Here is an 18,571-nt window from a genome sequence, read left to right as displayed (position 1 = left end):
TTGGGCCTTTGGTGTTTCGACATTGGCGGATCGTCTCATGCGCCAATGGCTTGGACTGTAAGACGAAGGCCTTTCGTCCCTATCTAACCCGCCCTGAATTGCTCAAATTAGCTGAGCAGTTTGTCGCGAAGTTGGACCTCAATGCGCGGATCAACCATGCGAAATCTGGTTGCCGGATGGCCACGGTGTGCAATGCGTTAGGTATCATCGCGACCGATATCTGGACTCCCGATACCAAAGGTCTCACCATTTGGCGATCTCCTGAATAGCCTGATCGAGGCGGACAACAGGAACCGAAACACCGCTCTCAAAGTCACCCACTGCCCAGTTGTCAATCAACAGGAAAGTGAGCAACACTGATCGCACACCAAAGCCCACATGCCCGATTTGAATGCCTACAAGGGATCTCCTTAACCTGTGCAATGATCTCGTCGTGACGACAACTGCACGACAACTGCCACCTGGTCAGCCCCCGCGCAACCGACTCGGCTGGATCGACGCGGCCAAAGGTTTATGCATGGCGCTTGTCGTGCTTTGGCACGTCTCTCTCTGGTATCAGAACGAGATCAATACAACAGGCCAGCTGTCGATTTGGTACTCGCTAGGCGAGTTTTTCGCCCCGGTGCGAATGCCACTTTTCTTCTTCATCTCAGGGCTTCTAGTCACGTCCGCACTCCAGCGGACACTCGGGCAGACTCGCACGAAGACCCTCGGCATTTACTACCTTTACGTATTGTGGACGACCCTCTTCCTATGCAGGCTATTCCTCCCGTTTCAGAGCGATCATCCACCGACGGTCCGGGATCTCGTGATCAGCGCACTTCTGCCGGCCTCGTTTTGGTATCTCTGGGCGTTGCCTGCGTTTTTTCTCTTCACATGGGCAGTACGGCGAGTATTCGGTGCCCGAGGGATCTATTTTGCGATTCCACTTGCAATTCTGTCAGCATTGTCCCCTTGGATCGAAGACGCCACACGACCGCTCCTCGAAGAGCCGCTCGACGCACTCAAGTTGGGCTCGGTGGCATCGAATCTGGTGTGGTACTTCTGCGGCGCTTACCTCCGGGATGTCTGCCTGTCGCGTATGGGTAGCGCATCGACGGCCAAGGCGAGGGCGGGGGTGTTGATGTATACGGTTTGTACCGTTGGGGCACTGTTACTCGGGGTCGAAGAGGAAGTGAAGGTGCTCATCGCACCTATCGCACTGTGGGCGGCACTCCAGGTATTCGGCACTGCAAATGTCGCGTCAAGTCTCGGTCGATCACTGCAGTGGATCGGCCGTCAGACGCTACCGGTATACATCTTTCACATCTTTGCCATCTCGGTGCTCAGTGCAGCGGTCAAGATCTCAGGGTTGGATGAAGTACTCAGGGCCAATGCTCTACTTTGGGCCACGCTGCTGCCGCCTGTACTTGCCGCGGGCATCATCGTCTCAGCGCGTCTGCTCGGCCAAGGCATCCTCGCTTCACCTGCACGATGGCTGCTACAAGCCCCACCGTTGCTGGTTAAATCGACTACCCATGGCCGTCACGGCCGCGGGTAGGTCTGTCCCGCCACTCGACAATCGTCCCCGGACACCAAGATCTGATGTCCGCTAGTGCAGACATGCTGCGGGGTGTGACTTGCCGGCGTCAGTTGTCGGAGTAATGCAACGGGCGAAAGTCCATCACCAGAAGCGGTAAGCCGACAGTCCTATCGTCCGACGTTTCCACCCAGAATTGCTCAGAATGCCCGCGCATCACGTGACAACTTCGCACCGTTACTCGGGAACCCATAATCTTCGAAGTTGGGCTCTGGCATTCAGGCCTTTCGCGAGGAATTACTCGATCGGACTCTTAGCCAAAATTGGGCTAGTTCGCGGCTGGGTGACGGCTCTACCGCTGTCATCCAGCCGCCACCGTCCCTATGCTGTGCCATTGGTACCAGGCAGAGGCACCCGGAGCGAGTATCTCCGACCCACGTTTTCTATCGCATTTTGTAACTAGCCGAATGCAGGTATGGCACGGAAAATGTTGCCGAGCTGTCGCGCAGCCGACTAGGTCACACCAAGAATTCGCACTGCTCTCTGGCGCGTGGAACCACACTCAGGCAATATGTCCGATATGAGCGGTTTCTCTCGATGGGTCGAGCGTCAACTAGAACTTCGCCCCGACCAAGATATCTCCGATGCTGCGCGTGCGCTACAGATCCGACCGTCCGAGTTGAAACGGTGGCTTGGATCGAAGCGTCCGCCCACACAGGAGACGATGCGCTTGGCTAGTCGTGTCTTCGATGCCCCCATCCGGGAGATCCTGATCGCTGCGGAGTACCTGACCGTCGAAGAGGCCTCACCCGACGGACTACCGACGTCGGCGCTAAGCACGCAGGAACTGTTGGCGGAGCTTTCCCGACGCGAAGACTCCACAATAAAGATCCTGAGCCGCACCGCCGACACTGCAAGTAATAGCTGGTGAGATACCTCTATCCGAGTGTCGACCCTGCAAACACTTGCGCCGGCCCACCACCTGTCACCGTCATAGTGACCGTATCCCCGCCCGCGGCCACACAGCCTTAACACCTGAGATTTCCACCTGGTGATCACACACCCCGATCTTCACCAGCCCCGATGCACACAGCACCACTCCCGGACCATCTCCACCGAGCGCTACTTCGCGATCCCGTCCAGCTCCCATCGCCGAAGAACGAACTTTGGGACGGGAGCCGGGTAGGTGTATTCGCTTCCTCGGTCGCACGGCACTGGATCGAGAACATCCACCAGTATTGGAAAGAGTCCTCCTCCGTCGCTAACCACACTCGAGTGAACGGGCAAGGTCGAACGCGGTCGACAACTCTGCCTCGAACCTGTCTACGACGCCCCCGGTCCAACAACACGGTTTCCCGCTCGATCACCTCGAGGGCCAACCGATCGTGGTGTTACGCGAGCTACACATCTAACGAAGCGCCACTGCTTTGATTCCGCTGGGCAAGGATTTGCCACAAGTGATGCAACATGGTCAGTCACACCGGATAGGTCCAGTGCGGCCAGCAGTGTAACCGTCAAACCAATTTCACGAATGCGAACAAACACATCGATTCTTTCCAGTGCGACAACAAGTTCCGGCATGTGCCGTTGTCGAGATGCTGCAATGAAATCGATCACCAAATTCTGCGATCAACGAAAGTCCGGATCCTCGACTACGTGATCGGTGTACCGCGCAACTGTCACCCCCCGCCTGTGGCCAGGCAGCCAAAACCTTCATGACAGAGTCGATGTCGATCTGATCGAGTTCGGCAATCATTCCAGCGGCCTGTTCGATTGTGGTGCGGGAGGCGATAACATGTTGTGCATCAAGAGTTGTCGCTTCGAACCGACCGTCGACGCCGGACATCGACAGTGGAATTGCAGCCAGATCAGCCAGCGACTAGCCAAACGCGTTATCCCGGGAGCGAGAATTCCACGGATCGGTCGTGAACACCGCAAGTGCACCAAGAGGCCGCTCCGCGAGCCTCAGCGGAAATACGCGGCAGGCGCCGAGTCCGGAGCGCGCCGCGGCTTGCGCACACGCATGCCATCTAGGGCTGGCTGTCTCGAAGTCGTCGATCATCGCCACCGACCCCGTCGCTACCCTCAGCACGACGAGATTACGGTGCACCAGAGCACGGTGCGGCTCAAATCCCTCCTCGACGGCTTCACACACGATCTCGACGCCGGTTGAATCCGTGGCCCGCAGAGCGGGCACACACCACGCGGCGGTGAACGATCGTCTGGTTCGTTCCAGTGATGGACTCGAGCAGGGTGCGCGAGTCGAAATCGGTGGTCAGCAAATGCGTGATTCTCCGCGACATCACCTGCGGCAGCGGAGTGTTCATCTGCGCCCTTCCTCGCTCGACTTTCCTTAACATCCTTTCGGCACTCCAAGCGAATTACTCAATCGCTTTCGCCCACCGTCCGAGAGTCGGAGTCGGCGATGCACCACGTCACCTGCCACCACCAAATCAGTTTGTCCGACGAATACGCCGTGACCCTCAGTCGCGACAAGGCAACGGCCACAGAGACGTTCAGCTGCACGGCAATCATGCCCACCGCTTGATTGACCTCGGGGTGGAGAAATGCACTGGCCACTCCTCCGGTGTGTGAGATTTCCTCGAGGGACAACTCATCGAGCAACGACGACGCGATGGTGTCGGACAATGCCACGGCCGCGTCGAGCTGAAACCGCGTGAGCGAGCTTGGCCTGCGTCGGTAAAGCCGAAGTACGCCAAAGACTCTTCGCCCGCCACGCAACGGAAAGGCGTAAACGCCACCGACGCCGGGACGTTCTGCGTCGCTGGCAAATCGGAGCCAGGAATCAGTGTCCGCCGGATCCCCTGTGTTTTTACACAGAACCGGACTCCCGGAAGAAAAGCGTCGACCTACGGACCGTCGCCACTGGCGAATTGGAGTTCGTCGAGGTGTTGCGCGAGGGCATCCGTCGCGTAGATCAGCTCCCGGGAGGACGAGCTGCTCAGCACCGTCACCGCAGCGCCGTCGACCTCGGTAACCGAAATGCACTTCGCACATAAATCCGCTGTCACGGGGAGTTCGACCGCGGCTCGCGCTCCCCGAGTGAACGCGGAATTATTACCGGCGGATTCCGGCGAATCTAGTCCGTCGCCGCGAGAACGGGACCCGATATCGATGGATATTTCGCGGCGCTAGGCCTTCTCCCGATTATTCCGATTCGTTCGGGCGCACTCGGTACGGCTTCGGCTACGGACCATGCCTCAGCGCCTCGAGATCGGGAAACTACGTCCGCATGTCAGTCGCAGACGTCGAAGAGCGTTGGCTGGTGCTCGGGTACAGCGCTCGGGCAGCGCAGCTCACCGATTTTCTCGCGGTACCACTTTTTTGCCGAACAATCACCTGTCGGTCCGCTCAGTCTCTACTCCAGAAGAGCTTCGAAAGCTCGGTTCGTGACCGTGATCAGTTGACAGTGCTAGCCGACTGTCCAAGACACGCCCTCGCCGCTCACGATGACAAGCGCGGCAGCGCGACTGGTGCTCTGCGCGACGCAATCGGGGCGCGAGTCGACGTCGAACGTGCGGTGGCGTCGTTATGAACCAAAACGATTGTGACGCTTCGGTTGCATTTCGTGAATTGGAAACCCGATCCGCCACAAATTCGGACAATATACTGATGTAGTCCGTCAGATACACGCGTCCATTGATGACGGGCCGGCCTGAGTAACCAGTTGAGCGGGGTAGGCATGAAGGAGCGCTCTGAAGACAACGTCCTCGACAGAGCACTGGGCGAGGACATCGATCCCGGCGAGCTCATCGAGAAACTCGACGCGCTCGTCACCGCATTGTCCGATGTCGCCGCACGCGTAGGTCCAGGCAGCGCAACCGATGCTCTCTTGGAACGCGTATGCGTACGCACTGTGGAGACAATTTCCGGAGCCGACATGGCCGGGGTGACTCTTCTCTCCGAATCCGGGGTCCCCCGGACCGCAGCGAGCACCGACAAAGCCGTCCTGGATGTCGACTTCGAACAGTACGTATCCGGGGAAGGCCCGTGTCTCGAGGCCGCGCGGACGCGATCAGTCGTGCGCGCTACTGTCGCGGATTCCGAAGTGCGATGGCCGACCTTCACAGCAAATCTGCGCGGAGCGGGAGTACAGAGTTTCCTGTCCGCCCCCATCTGGATCTACGACCGGCACGCTGGAGCACTCAACATCTACAGCCGTGGCGCCCACGGATTCAGCGAAGTGGACGCGTTGATCCTGCGTGTCTACACAACCTCGATCGAGGGGTTACTGCGCGTGTCGAAGGAAATCGAGTTCGCGAAACACGAAATCGCGGGTCTCAACACTGCGATGAAGTCCCGGGCAACCATCGAACAGGCCAAAGGAATCCTGATGGCAATACACGGGTTCGGTTCCGAAAGGGCGTTCGACGTCCTCGTCAAGGAGTCGCAACGAAAGCAGCAGAAGCTGCATGTCATTGCCGAGGAGATTGTCGAGCGTGCCAAAGCCACAGGGTGAATTTGGACAAAACAAACCAAGGGTACGACTTGCGTCACTTTGCCGAACCATTGGTTTATAACGAATTACACCTGGGTATGCCTCTGTCTGTGGAGCGAAGTAACTATAACCTCGCTTACCCGATTTCAGACCCTACGACACGACCCAGGAGCATAGCCAGTGACAACCTTGCCGACTGATCTGCACGCGGGATCGACAATCCCCACACTCGCCTGTATTCGAGTGCGCGCCGCAGCCGACCAACTCAGCACCCTACGTGGAATGACCTGCAACATCGCCTACAACCACGGTTTCGACGTCGACGGCGTAGCCGACCTCGAATTGGCCATCGACGAAGCAGCCAGCATGCTGATCGCGCTGGCCGCACCAGGTACCGACATCACCTGCACTTTCACAGCCCCGGAGAACGCACTCCGTATCGCAGTGTCGGCAATCTCGACCGCAGAACAGCCCGCCGGCAAAAGCTCGTTCAGCTGGTTTGTACTCGAGTCGCTCACCGACCACGCCGAACTCGACGTTGTGCGCCAAGGCGCAATTGCCTATATAGGGACCGACGACGCTCCCCGGCGTGATGCAACTAACGCCGCCACCGTGACGGTAACCCTGCAAAAGAACCTTCTTCAGCGCCCCGAGTAACACGTATCGGACGGATTCTCCACCCGGCATCCCGCCTTCGATAACACGCCGAGCGTAAAAAAGTTCGCAACATCGCCTATGACGCGCAAGCCCCTCAGACACAACTCCACAGCAGGTCAGAGCCACTATTAGGTGAATCGCACTCGTGAGTCGATGTCCTGATTGTCGATACTCGTCAAGGTTTTGTGGAAGTTATCGAAGACAGAAAAAGAAGAGCATGGCAGGATCAAGGGTGAGACCGAACTCTCGATGGGAGGGCTCGGCTCGATGGATCCAGGAGAATTTGGTTATGGCTCAGGGCAGTGTCAAGTGGTTCAACGGTGAAAAGGGCTTCGGATTCATCGAGCAGGAAGGTGGCGGACCGGATGTGTTCGTTCACTACTCGGAGATCCAGGGCAGCGGCTACAAGTCCCTCGACGAGGGCCAGAAGGTCGAGTTCGAGATCGGACAGGGCCAGAAGGGCCCCCAGGCTCAGAACGTTCGCGCCATCTGAGTTCGATCCCCGTCTGACGTCAGACTGAAAAGGCTGGAAGCCCGCACAAGCTGCAGGCATCCAGCCTTTTCTCATGTGTAATCCCGGTCCTCATTTTGTTGCGCGAATGATCACCAGTTGCTCGGTATCCTGATCGGCCGTAATCAACCCGCGCGATTCCAGCATCATCCGGCGCCTAGTCATCACCGGGCCGAACGGAACCGACGCACGCGCCGACACTTCGACAAGCATCCCGAATTCCTCCAGTATCGCCGCGGTTTTGTCGACTCCACAGAGCGCGGACTGGAGCAACAGCAGCGTTCCGCCCGGAGCCACATGATCGGGCGCACTCGCCGCGATCCTGTCGAGGACGCTGCGTCCGTCTTTTTCCCGCGTCCCAGGCACGCGCGATGCCCGCCGTCGGCAGCGCGTCGTCCAGTGCAGGGACATACGGCGGATTCGAGACGATCAGATCGAACAACTCGCTGCCCACCGCATCCGTCAGGTCACCGCGGCGCGCGTCGACGCGTTTTCGATTGACCACAGCATTGAGCCATGTGTTGACCTGCGCTCGCCGGGAGATATCAACCGCTACGACGTGCCCCGCACCGGCGCGCCTCGCGGCAACGGACAGAGCGCCGGTTCCGCAGCACAGATCCAGCACTCTGCTGCCTGCTGTCAACGGCTCGAACAGCAGCGCCTCGCTCAGCAGGGATGTGTCGTGCTGCGGTGGATACACGCCTGGTAACCGCACGATCATGATCGACTCCTCAGTGGGATGGTCAGCGTGAAGTCTTCAATTCGTCGCTGAAGTCGGCTACCCGACGAGGCACATTTTCACACCACCGAAGGACGCGCCAGGCGAGATGGTTTACCCACTTCCTCACTGCTCCAAACTCGATCGAGACATGTTTCACACAACCATCTTTCGCCTCGCGGGCGGATCGCGGGAAGGGCGCGGATAATTGCGGCCATATGGTTTCCTTGAAAGTCCGCGCCGGAAGAAACACGGCGTGTCGCATGGGTGAGGAAAGGATCGTCGCTATGACCATCGACCAGGTTCTTGTAGTAGTCCCCGCCCACAACGAAGCGGTCGACCTCCCGCACTGCATCGACGCACTGCTCGAGGCCACGCGTCGGATCGATGTTCCCGTTCGGATTGTCACGGTCCTGGACAGCTGCTCCGACCGATCGAGTGAAGTGATCCCGAGCGGCATCGACGTCATTCGAGCACAGCACCACAATGTCGGAAAATCTCGTGCCACCGGATTCTCGACGTTCGGCACCGACAGTCGCACTGCGTCCGCGTCGACGTGGTTTGCCACCACTGACGCGGATTCGGTTGTCGGCCCGACATGGCTTGCGCGGCAACTCGAGTACGCGCAGAGCGCGGACGTTGTTGCCGGAACAGTGCGCATCGCCGACTGGGATGATCAGCCGTCGTCCGTCCAGCAGCTGTACGAACAGCGGTATCACGCGCATCCGATAGGTCGCCACGGGCACATCCACGGCGCAAATCTCGGTATCCGAGCCGACAAGTATTGGAGCGTAGGAGGATTCTCCCATCTCGAGGAAGGTGAGGACGTCGATCTGGTTCGTCGTCTCAGCGAGGACGGTGCCAGGATCGCGTGGGCGCAGGACATTGCAGTCACAACCTCGGCTCGCACGGATGGACGGACGCCAGGCGGTTTTGCCGGGCATATACGAGAACTCGGCACCGAGACAGTGGATGTGGCGCGATGACACGACTACAAACGCTTCTGAAAGAAACCGACCTCTACCTGCCATTGCCGGGCAGCGGCGCAACGGCAGCGCGATGGAATGCCCTCGCCGAACTCGCCCGCGAAAATGTCGTGCTCGGCCGAATGGCGGAGGCGCACACCGACGCGGTTGCGATACTGGCGGAACTGGACGGGCCGGAACCCGAACCTGGGCAACTGTGGGGCGTGTGGGCAGCTGAACCACCGCAGCCGGTGGTGAATGCCTCGGAGCACGTGGGCATCTGGACGCTCACCGGACGTAAGTTGTGGTGCTCGGGGGCAAATATCTGCACGCATGCTCTGGTCACCGCACTGATCGACGGCACACCCTCGCTGTTTGCCGTCGAACTCGGTTTGCCCGGCGTGCATCCGGTCCCCGATTCGTGGAAAGCGGTCGGCATGGCCGAAAGTGATTCCAGTGCAGTGGACTTCGACGGCGTCCCGGCAATTCCCGTCGGCAACATCGGAGATTATCTGACCCGGCCGGGTTTCTGGCACGGGGCTATCGGTGTGGCGGCATGTTGGTACGGCGCCGCCTGCGGTGTCGCCGACGCGTTGAGAAACAAGGCAGCGCATTCCGAAGACCCTTACATCCTGGCCCATTTCGGGGCTGTTGATGCCGCGTTGACCGCTGCTCGCTACACCCTCGATGCGGCCGCAGCCGAAATCGACGACGATCCTCTCGACAAGAACGGAAAGGCACAACAGCGAGCACTGGCAGCCCGATCGATCGTGGAACGGGCAGCTACCGAAACCCTCGATCGAGTCGGGCGAGCTCTGGGAGCCGCACCCTTGTGCCTGGACGGCGACCATGCTGCCCGCGTTGCCGATCTCACCGTCTACCTTCGGCAAAGTCATGCCGAGAAGGATCTCGCTCAGCTCGGCCGCCTGACAGCACAAGGATCATCGACGTGGTGAACTCGAAACTGTTCGCGCAGAAGCCCGTCGACGACGGCGGCACACCGGAATCCGTGTGGCAGCAGTGGCAGCGACCGTTCCCAGAGCTCGATCTCTCGTCATGTACGCGTCTGGTCATCGTGGCCCCTCATCCGGATGACGAGATTCTGGGCCTCGGCGGAACAGCGCTGATGGCGACGCGTTCGGGCATCGACGTTCAGATCGTCTCCGTCACCGACGGCGGCGCTTCACACCCAGGTTCTCCCACCCTCACGAGAACCGAGCTCGAACAGCGTCGACGGGTCGAGTCTGTCCGAGCGGCAGAGGAACTCGGTACCCCCGTCCCGGTCCGGTTGATGTTGCCTGACGGAGACATCCGCACGCACAGCAACGAGCTAGCCGAGCGACTCCACGAGATTCTCACCGAAGCACCAGACGGAACCTGGTGTGCCTCGACATGGCGCGGCGACGGCCATCCCGACCACGAGGCAACGGGAACTGCAGCAGCGCAGGCGTGCGCCGACACCGGTGCTCGCCTGATCGAATACCCAGTCTGGACGTGGCATTGGGCAACTCCGGAACACCCGAGCGTTCCGTGGGATCGCCTGCACACCATCACCCTGCCTGCCGATGTGCGTCAAGCAAAAACCTCTGCGGTGCAACAGTTCACCACCCAGATTTTGCCGCTCTCCGCTCATCCCGCCGACCAACCGATACTCCCGCCACACGCCCTCGCCCGGCTGCTGCGCACCTATGAGACCGTATTCGTATGAGTGATCCGCAACTTCCACCCGACTACTTCGACAAGATGTACGCAGCCCAGTCGGATCCGTGGGACTTCGAAACACGCTGGTACGAAAAAAGAAAATACGCACTCACCACCGCAATGCTGCCCAAGCCCCGATACCGCTCCGCCTTCGAACCCGGATGTTCCATCGGGGTCCTCACCAAAATGTTGGCGGATCGTTGCGACGCGGTGATCGCCACCGACATCGTGCCGTCAGCGCTCGAAACTGCCCGTCGACGACTCGCGGGGCACAACGTCGAGTTCAGGGAATGGGCCCTGGGCGACGACACTTGGCCGGACACCACCTTCGACCTCATCGTGCTCAGCGAGATCGGCTACTACCTCAGCGTCGAGAAGCTCACCGAGGCGATGGGTCGTACCGTCGAACACCTCGAACCCGGTGGCACGCTGGTGTGCGCCCATTGGCGTCACATCGTGCCCGAGTATCCGCAGGCCGGCGACGGCGTTCACTCGCTGGTGCGGCAGACTCCCGGCCTCGCGCAGCTGGCGACGTATCAGGACGAAGACGTCGTGATCGACGTACTCGTCAAGGACTCACGGCCTCCGCAGTCTGTGGCCAGGGCAGAGGGCCTCGTCTGACGCCGGAAATCTCAGCGGACCTTCTGCGGCACCGAAACCTCGCTGCCGGCCGCATTGCGGGCCAAGGCAACAGTGGCCGCGATCATCGCAACGACGGCGAGTGCAAGAACCGCGGCCACTTTACGATCCGCGTCGAGGTATTCGCCGAGAACCACAAACCCGAGCAGCGACGCGATCACCGGCTCCATGATTGTTGTCGCCGGCAGCGACGCTTGTAGATCCCCCGCTTGAAAAGCTGACTGCTGCACCGAAGTCGCGACCGCTGCAACCGCGACAAGTGCATAGAACTCGAAGGACGTAAGAACGGCTGAAGGTCCGAGCGTCACAAGGTGCACAACACCTTTGGTGAGCACTGCAGCAACTCCGAACAGTGAGCCGCCTGCAATTCCGAGGAGCAATGCCCTCGCCGATCCCGTGCGCCGATGTGCTCCGAAAAGACACAGCGCGACGAACGGCAGCCCGATCAGCGTGATCATGACCCAATGGTGCGTTTCCGCTCGCGGTTGCCCCGGCCGCGGATCACCGACGATGATCAGCACCGCCACCGACGTGGTGAGCGCCGCCGCCCACAACCACTCCCGCGCGCTGATCGTGCGCCCACTGAATCTTGCGCCGAGTGGGAGCGCGAACAGCAGGGACAACACCAGAAGCGGCTGCACCAGCAGCAGCGATCCCAAGCCGAGCGCGGCAGCTTGAAGTGCGTAACCCACCATCCCGACGATCGTGCCCAGCCACCAGATCGGGCTGTGCACGAGCGTCGTGATCGGACCGAGTGCACCGATGGAATCATCCGGGACCACTGCTGCGGTGCGCTGGCGAACTACTGTGCCGATCGCGATGCAGACCGCTGCACCGATGGCAAACAACACTGCGAGGAAAGTGTGGGACACCTCGTCAGCCTCGCACAGGATCAGTACTTCTTGCTCGGCGCCAACTCGGAATCGAGTGCAAGATCGGTATCGGCCTGTAGTTCACCGACCTCGGACTTGAGAATCCGCATCGACCGCCCCAGCCCGCGGGCCGCGTCCGGTAGCTTCTTGGAGCCGAACAACACCAGCAGCACTACCGCGACGATGGCCCAGTGGGTCGGGCTGAGCGCGCCCATCAGGCGGGTTCCTTACCCTCGGGGTACACCGCGTCGACCTCTACCTCGACCAGCCAGCCGGCAACCGGCAGTCCGGCAACTTCGAGCGCGAAGCGAGTGGGGCGAGCGCTGTTTCGTTCGATCGGAGCGATGGGTGCCGCAGTTCCCATCGGAACCAACTCCGTCTCACCGGAGTCGAGGTTCGTGTTGGCAAAGAACTGACGGTAAGCGCGGTTCCAGCCGGTGTAATCGGCCTTGTCCGAGCCGGGAGCGTTGTCGAGGAAGACGCGCATCGTGACTACGTCCTCGAGTGTCAGTCCCTGAGCTTCGAGATTGTCACGAATCTTCTTGAGCACATTGATGCCCTGCGCTTCGGTGACTGTCACCCCGGCAGGCAGCACGCCGCCGGAGAACTGTGAGTCGATGTACGACTCGGGAGATCCTTCGGGTGCGGCTTTGTTTCCGGCCGACGGTCCGATGCCACTGGTCTTGTAAACCGCTGTATCAGCGCCGATGGCGACACCCTGCGCGATCATCGGATTGGCCTGTCCGGCTTCGAGAACCGACCTCGAGATGAAGGAACTGGTGGCGGTTTCCGCCTCGGCCGTTTCGGACGAGCACGCGGTCGCGGTGCCGAGCAGCACGGACGCGGCAAACGCTGCGGCAACAACTTTGGTGGTACGAGATTTCATGGTGACTCCTCGGAAGTGGTGATGGGTAGTTGGTGCTAGGCGCCCTGCGCGACGCGCTGGTGCAGGTGGGTGACAACGTCCTGCGCCGACGTGAAAGCGCCGTGCTGCCAGGCAATTGCGTTGGAGAGGTGATCACCGGCGAAGTAGATGCGGTCGACGGGCTCGAGCAGTTTCGTGTATTCGGGAGTTGCCATGCCGCCGTGCGAATCTCCCGCTCCGGCCCATGATGCCCAGGCCGACTCCGAGTACTTGGTACGACGCCAGCTGCCCGAGAAGGAGGACGAGATATCGCGGGTGTACTTCTCGCCGTGGATCTCCGAGCCTTCGGCGATGGCCTTGGCGAGACGCTGCTTGTGCGTCAGGGATTCGAAAGCCTGCTGACGCTTACCCGAACTGTAGTACGCGACAACAATTCCGCGGTCGGAGTTGTAATGGTCGTAGGGGAACATGATCTGCGAGATATCGCGGTCTGTGTTGGATGCGCCGCCGTAGATGCGGTCTTCGGTCTCCCACCAACGACGCGAGTACTCGATGCCGAGCTTGCCGGACGACGACGGCTTTGCTCCCTCCAGAGCGAGGAGGATGTCGGAGGGCAGGTTGTTGTTCAGGCGCTTGATCAGGTGCGGCGGAATGGTGCAGATGGCGTAGTCGGCGGTGATCGACTTGGCCTTGCCGTCCACGACGTAGTCGACGGTGACTCCCTCGGGAACGTTCTTCATTCCGCTGACCTCGGCACCGAACTCGATGTTCTCCATGCCGATCTTGTCCTGGAACTTGTAGTAGATCCGGTCCATCCCGCCGACGGGGGTCATCATGGTCATGGCCTGGTCGTAGCCGAACTCGAAGGAGAATGCGCGTCCGATGCCGCCCTGGATGACATCGCTCATCCCGAAGGGCTCGATCTCGGTGCCGAAGTTCAAACCGGCACCCGGTTCGACGGAGTGCCCGCGGCGCGACGATCCCACGTATCGTCCGTCACTGCCCAGATCGCCGAAGTCCTTGAGGAACGACGACAGCGCTTCCTTGTCTTCCTTCGTGAGAACCTCGTCGAGAGCGCCCTGGTTGGTGGCCTTCTGCAGCAACTCGGACATGTAACCGTAGGTATCAGCCTTGGCTGCGCGGTACGTGATCGACTGATTGGCAAGGGGCTTGCTGCCGGTGTAGTTCACGAGCGTGTTGGCATTCTGGTTGCCGAACATCTGCAACTCGACGCCCAACTCGCGGCAGTAGTCGATGGTGTTGTGATTCTGCGGGATTCGAGTGGCACCCAGGTTGTAGAAGTGGCCCTCGGAGAACGTGCAGGTCTGGGTCTCGCCGTTGAGATCCGTCTCCTCCGTCCCGTTACGAATCGACCACACTCGTCCACCCGGACGGGTGCGGGCTTCGAGGACGGTGACCTTGTATCCGGCCTTCTGCAGCTCGTACGCCGAGCACAGACCGGCCGGGCCACCGCCCAGAATGACAACAGAATGACTGCCCTTGACCTGTCCGATCAGGTCCCCCGCTGCCGGTGCCTGAAAACGTCGCGGCGACGCCGATGCTGCCGGCGCCAAACCGATGGACCCCATGGCTCCCAGCGCCAGGCCCGCGCCGCCGGTGAGTCCCAGACTGCGCATGAAAGATCTACGTGTGTACGACATTCAAGCTCCCAAGTGTGCGCCCGGCGACCCGGGTTGTTGGTGTGGAAACAACAATGGCGGGGCGATGGGTCGAGAACTTGTCGCGCAGGAAACAGTCCGTGGGAATCGAGTGAGAATCAACCGCCGCACCGACAGGTGCTCTCTCAGCCGGGTGCGATCAGGGGACTCACGTAGGAAACTTCTCCGTTACAGAAGTGCATTAGCGTCCCGCGCATGTCCGCACTCACCGAGGCCATCGCGCGATCGTTCACCACGCGCGAGAAGCAACCACCCGCGCGCTCACCGCTGCGCGCACTCGGGCGTCGACAACTCTCGGGTGCCGAAGTACTGGCGCAATCGGTGGCAACCACAGCACCGGCTGTCTCGATGGTTGTGCTGCCGGTCACCATGCTGACACACGGACACCTTCTGAGCGGGATGATCACGATCATCATCGCGACCGTGCTGGTCACCTTGATCGCGTTCTGCATCTCCCAATTCACCAGACGGATGGCAGCATCGGGCGGACTTCACAGTTTTGCCTTTCGCGGACTCGGTACCCGGGCCGCCATCACCACCGGTATAGCCATACTCGTCAAATACGTCGGCAGCGCGGTGATGACTCTCTATCACGGTGGGCTGGCGGTCATTACGCTGCTCGGTTTTGCCGGCATACGCGTACACGGCACATTTCAGCTGATCGCCCTGTACACCGTGCTCGCCGCACTCATCCTTGCGTGCCTGCTCCGGAGCGTCAGATTTGCAGCACTCGCAATCCTCGTGGCCGAAAGCTGTTCCCTGCTCTTCATAGTCGCGCTCATGCTGATCGGCGGAGATCAGCACGCACAGATCATTCCGTCCACGTCCGGCCACGGGCTACTGATCACCGCACTCGCCGCACTCTTTGCGCTCGCCGGATTCGAGAGCGCCGCATTCTTCGGCCCCGAAGCCCGTCGCCCACTGGTAACCGTGACGCGCACAGTTCTTTTCACTCCGATGATCTGCGGTGGCCTCTTCATCTTTGCCGGCTGGGCCGCCTGGACCGGACGCAGCGACACCCTCGTCAACGCCTATCTGCACGGAACCTCGACCGGTGTCAGCCCAGCCGTGGTGATCGCGCTCAACATCGGAATGGGCTGCTCGTGGCTGGCGTCGTCGATGGCGTCGTCGAACGCCGCGTCGCGCCTGCTCTACTCATTTGGTGTGGAGCGACTCCTCCCCCGCGCTTTTGCGCACGTACACAGCGCCTTCCGCACCCCCAGCGTCGCGTTGAGTGTGGTTGTTGCCGCCGTACTGTTCGGCGGCGGCACCTTCGCCATAATCGGACGAGGTGTGTTCTTCGAAGATCTCCGCCTCACGGTGCGGGCAGCCGTCATTGTCGCCTACGCGCTGGTCGCGATCAGTTCCGTCGTATTCCTCACGCGCATCGGCGAAGACACACCCCGCGTGCTTGCCGCAGCGTCCTGTGGCAGTGGTGCGGGCGCAGTTGTCCTCGGATACCTGGTGTACGCGAACATCGTTGATCACACGTACATCGCACCGATCGCAGTGCTGGTGATACTCAGTTCGGGCACACTGTGGCAGTTCTATCTCCGTCGTCGCAGCCCTCAAAGCCTCCTGCACATCGGCGCCTTCGACCAGCCCGAAACCGAGGACGTACTTCCCGGCGCGGGAGTTTTCGGCACCGACGCCGCCGGCAATATCGTGCTGGTAGGCGAATCCGCTGTCGGTCCGCGGTGATGGTCGGTCGACCGCGAGATCTCGGTGGACATGAACCGAGAGCAGTCCAGCGCGCATTGGCGCTGCTCGAATCCGCAGCGCAACTCGGTTCCGGCGCCACCGCCAAAGACATTGCGGCGCTGGCCGGCATTCCTCCAGCGACCGCCTACCGGTTGCTCAACATCCTTGTCGCCGACGGCTACCTGGTCCGGATCGCGGATCTCTCCGGATTTGCACTCGGTCGACGCACCCGCGAATTGGCTGGAGCTGCTGCCGAACCCACCCCAGTGGACAACTCCGTACTGCTCGAAGAACTGCGCGAACAAGTGCGCTACGGCGTATATCTCGCGTCGTACGACAAGGGAAAGGTCCGGCTGATCGACCGCGATCCCGATCACGAACTCAGCGGTGAGCGCACTCTCGTGAGCGCGCTGCATGCGTCTGCCATCGGAAAACTGTTGTTATCTTCGCGGCCCGAACTGGCAGCCTCGCCGCTCAAGAAGATCACCGCGCACACCATCACCGACGCCGACCACCTCGAACTCGAACTCTCCCGCATCAGACGCGGTGAGCCGGCGCGGGAGGTCGACGAGATTCGCATCGGCCGCTCAGCGCTCGCCGTGCCGATCAGCGACGGCCAGAACGGTGTTGTGGGCTCGCTGGCCGCTATCGGCCCGACCGGCAGATTGTCCACCGAGGACACCGGGCTGGAAGCTTTGCTCCGCGACTATGCCGGCCGGATGGTCTCTCCCTCATTGTGCCGAGCTAGCTGATCATCACAGCCCGAAGATTCGTTTCACGAAACCGAGGTGTTCGTCGGCCCACCCGATGAGTCCGAGCGTCTGATCCAGATTCTGAGGAGGAGTGCGCACCAGCGTGTCCCGCCTGACGAGGCGATCAAAATCGACTGCCGCGGAATCGAACTGCACACCGGCGACGGCCATGATGTTCATCAACTCTTGGGCCAGAACCCCATAGGCCACCGTGGTCGGATGAACGCCGTCCAGAGAGAACAACCCACCCGACGCTCGGCCACCCAGACCGTCCGCGGCCAGGAATCGTGAATCCGGCACCGGCGCAAGATCAGTCAATGCCTTGGGCAGCGGGTAGGGCGTCCACCACGACGGTCTTGCGTTGACGTCGTCGACATACCGTCTGGATGCGACGCGCTCGAGTAGCCCCGCGACGTCGAAGAGGTGCCAGTCCTTACCCACCCGGCGTGCGCTCGCTACCGCCCGCTCGATCCCCGTGTTGTACAGGTCGATCGCAGTATCAACACTCCACGCCTGCGCTCCCGTGATGTGCTGATCGCGTCGTGGATCGAAGTCTGCGTCACGCACCCACGGCCGGGCGTAGTACGGAAAATATCGTGACCCGGTCTCGACTTTGCCACCCAGCCCGCGCGCGATCGGGGCGATTGTCACGTGCGGCACTGTGCACAGGATGACGTGCTGGGCATTGATCTTTCGGATAGCGGCAAGCACCTCGGCGTACTCCTGGGCAAAGTGATCGGGCTGCCACACTGTGTAATCCCGTTTGCCATCCGGGTCCCGAAACTTGTTGCCACTCCACTGCACTCGCAGGTCGGTCACGGTCCGCAGCGCATTGTTCGCTCCGAGAAACACGACCAAGGTTTCGATGCACTCCTTGCCCAGTTCGGCCGCCGCGTCGAACACCGTCATCTTCTTCTCTGCATCGGACCCACGCGGCAGCACTCGCAATGCCGTCCGCTCGCCGTTGTTCTCGACAATCTGGCTGAGCAGATCGTCGTGTGGTTGATGCAGTGCCGCTTCACAACTCGCAGCGGTTTTCGTCAGAGCGTCGCGCACATCCCACCCGTACACCGACAGGTTGTGATTGATTGCCGAGAACGTCGGCGCGACGCTACCCGGGCCACGCTCCCAGTAGTCCTCGACCTGATCCATGAATCCGCGTGCCGCGAACAATGCCAGCGGAATCTCCCACACGTCCGTCGAAGTTCCAAAGCGCTCTTCCAGTGTGCGCAGCAACAATTCGATGTTCAGCGGTAGCCCACCTGGGCCGCCGTAACGCGGGAATCGGAAGCTATCGAACCAGCCGAGTTGCCACGCGATCATCGACGGATATGACAGGTCGGTATTGAAGACAGCCCCACTCTGAAATCCTTGTGAGAGAGAATCTCCGATCACCACCAAGCGGTGGCCCACCGGCCCGGCGGCCGGAACTACCGGAATGCCGAGTGTGGAATCAAATTTCGGAACACGAGGACCTGCTGCCGCAGCCTCGACCACATCGGCCGGAGTGTCGGACGGCAGTTCCATGGCCGA

The 18,571-nt window shown here is 60.8% G+C and carries 21 protein-coding genes and 2 pseudogenes; 12 read left to right on the top strand and 11 right to left on the bottom strand.

Going from position 1 to position 18,571, the window contains the following annotated elements; translation table 11 throughout:
- The first annotated feature begins 391 nt into the window (after positions 1-391).
- Both R4P64_RS24055 and R4P64_RS24050 read left to right on the top strand, forming a co-directional pair.
- Complete coding sequence (locus R4P64_RS24055) at positions 392-1,540, top strand: acyltransferase family protein (protein WP_317822974.1); 1,149 nt, start codon at positions 392-394, stop codon at positions 1,538-1,540.
- A gap of 559 nt (positions 1,541-2,099) precedes the next feature.
- Positions 2,100-2,450, top strand: coding sequence for a helix-turn-helix transcriptional regulator (locus R4P64_RS24050; RefSeq protein WP_317822972.1), 351 nt, complete (start codon positions 2,100-2,102; stop codon positions 2,448-2,450).
- Between the two features lie 948 nt (positions 2,451-3,398).
- On the opposite strand, the gene R4P64_RS34030 is transcribed toward R4P64_RS24050, so the two are convergent.
- The 5 genes and pseudogenes from R4P64_RS34030 to R4P64_RS24035 form a co-directional block, all read right to left on the bottom strand.
- Complete coding sequence (locus R4P64_RS34030) at positions 3,399-3,716, bottom strand: hypothetical protein (RefSeq protein ID WP_411742701.1); 318 nt, start codon at positions 3,714-3,716, stop codon at positions 3,399-3,401.
- A complete protein-coding gene (locus tag R4P64_RS24045; protein ID WP_317822970.1) occupies positions 3,667-3,846 on the bottom strand; it encodes a hypothetical protein in 180 nt (59 codons plus the stop codon). The genes R4P64_RS34030 and R4P64_RS24045 overlap by 50 nt, the downstream gene beginning before the upstream one ends.
- Before the next feature lie 58 nt (positions 3,847-3,904).
- The gene (locus R4P64_RS24040; RefSeq protein WP_317822968.1) at positions 3,905-4,174 is read right to left on the bottom strand and encodes a hypothetical protein; all 270 of its coding nucleotides are present in this window, start codon (positions 4,172-4,174) and stop codon (positions 3,905-3,907) included.
- 27 nt (positions 4,175-4,201) lie between these two features.
- Positions 4,202-4,360, bottom strand: a pseudogene (locus tag R4P64_RS34025) (hypothetical protein); the annotation flags it as partial.
- A 29-nt stretch (positions 4,361-4,389) separates the two neighbouring features.
- Positions 4,390-4,551 (bottom strand): hypothetical protein, encoded by a 162-nt coding sequence (locus R4P64_RS24035; RefSeq protein ID WP_317822966.1) that lies wholly within the window; start codon positions 4,549-4,551, stop codon positions 4,390-4,392.
- A 221-nt stretch (positions 4,552-4,772) separates the two neighbouring features.
- Here R4P64_RS24035 and R4P64_RS24030 point away from each other — a divergent pair, with 221 nt between their 5' ends.
- The 4 genes from R4P64_RS24030 to R4P64_RS24015 all read left to right on the top strand — a co-directional run bounded on the left by R4P64_RS24030 (position 4,773) and on the right by R4P64_RS24015 (position 7,128).
- Positions 4,773-5,075, top strand: a complete 303-nt coding sequence (locus R4P64_RS24030) for a hypothetical protein (protein WP_317822963.1) — start codon at positions 4,773-4,775, stop codon at positions 5,073-5,075.
- Positions 5,076-5,222: 147 nt separating this feature from the next.
- Positions 5,223-5,999 carry a GAF and ANTAR domain-containing protein gene (locus tag R4P64_RS24025; RefSeq protein WP_317822961.1) on the top strand — a complete coding sequence of 259 codons (777 nt, stop codon included), beginning with the start codon at positions 5,223-5,225 and terminating at the stop codon, positions 5,997-5,999.
- A gap of 159 nt (positions 6,000-6,158) precedes the next feature.
- Entirely contained in the window at positions 6,159-6,635 is a 477-nt protein-coding gene (locus R4P64_RS24020) for an ATP-binding protein (protein WP_051730638.1), read from the top strand.
- 289 nt (positions 6,636-6,924) lie between these two features.
- The gene (locus tag R4P64_RS24015; RefSeq protein WP_003943666.1) at positions 6,925-7,128 is read left to right on the top strand and encodes a cold-shock protein; all 204 of its coding nucleotides are present in this window, start codon (positions 6,925-6,927) and stop codon (positions 7,126-7,128) included.
- A 90-nt stretch (positions 7,129-7,218) separates the two neighbouring features.
- Here R4P64_RS24015 and R4P64_RS24010 read toward each other — a convergent pair.
- Positions 7,219-7,867: pseudogene (locus R4P64_RS24010) on the bottom strand (HemK2/MTQ2 family protein methyltransferase).
- A gap of 284 nt (positions 7,868-8,151) precedes the next feature.
- Between R4P64_RS24010 and R4P64_RS24005 the strand changes: the two are divergent.
- From R4P64_RS24005 to R4P64_RS23990, 4 genes are read left to right on the top strand one after another with little or no spacing between them, the layout of a single operon-like run.
- Positions 8,152-8,850 carry a glycosyltransferase gene (locus R4P64_RS24005; protein WP_033235747.1) on the top strand — a complete coding sequence of 233 codons (699 nt, stop codon included), beginning with the start codon at positions 8,152-8,154 and terminating at the stop codon, positions 8,848-8,850.
- On the top strand, positions 8,847-9,785 hold the full coding sequence (locus R4P64_RS24000; RefSeq protein WP_317822957.1) for an acyl-CoA dehydrogenase family protein: 939 nt from the start codon (positions 8,847-8,849) through the stop codon (positions 9,783-9,785). The genes R4P64_RS24005 and R4P64_RS24000 overlap by 4 nt, the downstream gene beginning before the upstream one ends.
- Positions 9,779-10,537 carry a PIG-L deacetylase family protein gene (locus tag R4P64_RS23995; RefSeq protein WP_317822956.1) on the top strand — a complete coding sequence of 253 codons (759 nt, stop codon included), beginning with the start codon at positions 9,779-9,781 and terminating at the stop codon, positions 10,535-10,537. Before R4P64_RS24000 ends, R4P64_RS23995 begins: the two co-directional genes overlap by 7 nt.
- Positions 10,534-11,151 (top strand): class I SAM-dependent methyltransferase, encoded by a 618-nt coding sequence (locus R4P64_RS23990; protein ID WP_317822954.1) that lies wholly within the window; start codon positions 10,534-10,536, stop codon positions 11,149-11,151. Before R4P64_RS23995 ends, R4P64_RS23990 begins: the two co-directional genes overlap by 4 nt.
- 11 nt (positions 11,152-11,162) lie before the next feature.
- Here the strand turns inward: R4P64_RS23990 and R4P64_RS23985 are convergent, their stop codons facing one another.
- Genes R4P64_RS23985 through R4P64_RS23970 form a run of 4 tightly spaced genes read right to left on the bottom strand, consistent with a single transcriptional unit; the run spans position 11,163 to position 14,543 of the window.
- On the bottom strand, positions 11,163-12,041 hold the full coding sequence (locus tag R4P64_RS23985) for a DMT family transporter (protein ID WP_172936459.1): 879 nt from the start codon (positions 12,039-12,041) through the stop codon (positions 11,163-11,165).
- A 20-nt stretch (positions 12,042-12,061) separates the two neighbouring features.
- Positions 12,062-12,256, bottom strand: coding sequence for a Sec-independent protein translocase subunit TatA (tatA, locus tag R4P64_RS23980; protein ID WP_033235751.1), 195 nt, complete (start codon positions 12,254-12,256; stop codon positions 12,062-12,064).
- The gene (locus tag R4P64_RS23975; protein WP_045064246.1) at positions 12,256-12,927 is read right to left on the bottom strand and encodes a Rid family hydrolase; all 672 of its coding nucleotides are present in this window, start codon (positions 12,925-12,927) and stop codon (positions 12,256-12,258) included. The genes tatA and R4P64_RS23975 overlap by 1 nt, the downstream gene beginning before the upstream one ends.
- 35 nt (positions 12,928-12,962) lie before the next feature.
- On the bottom strand, positions 12,963-14,543 hold the full coding sequence (locus tag R4P64_RS23970; RefSeq protein WP_033235753.1) for a flavin monoamine oxidase family protein: 1,581 nt from the start codon (positions 14,541-14,543) through the stop codon (positions 12,963-12,965).
- A 237-nt stretch (positions 14,544-14,780) separates the two neighbouring features.
- On the opposite strand from R4P64_RS23970, the gene R4P64_RS23965 reads away from it, so the two are divergent.
- The gene (locus tag R4P64_RS23965; protein WP_317822949.1) at positions 14,781-16,286 is read left to right on the top strand and encodes an APC family permease; all 1,506 of its coding nucleotides are present in this window, start codon (positions 14,781-14,783) and stop codon (positions 16,284-16,286) included.
- Entirely contained in the window at positions 16,286-17,038 is a 753-nt protein-coding gene (locus tag R4P64_RS23960; protein WP_092802675.1) for an IclR family transcriptional regulator, read from the top strand. The genes R4P64_RS23965 and R4P64_RS23960 overlap by 1 nt, the downstream gene beginning before the upstream one ends.
- Positions 17,039-17,041: 3 nt before the next feature.
- Here the strand turns inward: R4P64_RS23960 and R4P64_RS23955 are convergent, their stop codons facing one another.
- The gene (locus R4P64_RS23955) at positions 17,042-18,565 is read right to left on the bottom strand and encodes a hypothetical protein (protein ID WP_317822947.1); all 1,524 of its coding nucleotides are present in this window, start codon (positions 18,563-18,565) and stop codon (positions 17,042-17,044) included.
- Between the last annotated feature and the right edge of the window lie 6 nt (positions 18,566-18,571).

Source organism: Rhodococcus sp. IEGM 1366 (assembly GCF_033142425.1).
GTDB lineage: Bacteria > Actinomycetota > Actinomycetes > Mycobacteriales > Mycobacteriaceae > Rhodococcus_F > Rhodococcus_F globerula.
The sequence above is the reverse complement of the archived record's forward strand: the minus strand, read 5'-3'. Positions and strand labels throughout refer to the sequence as shown.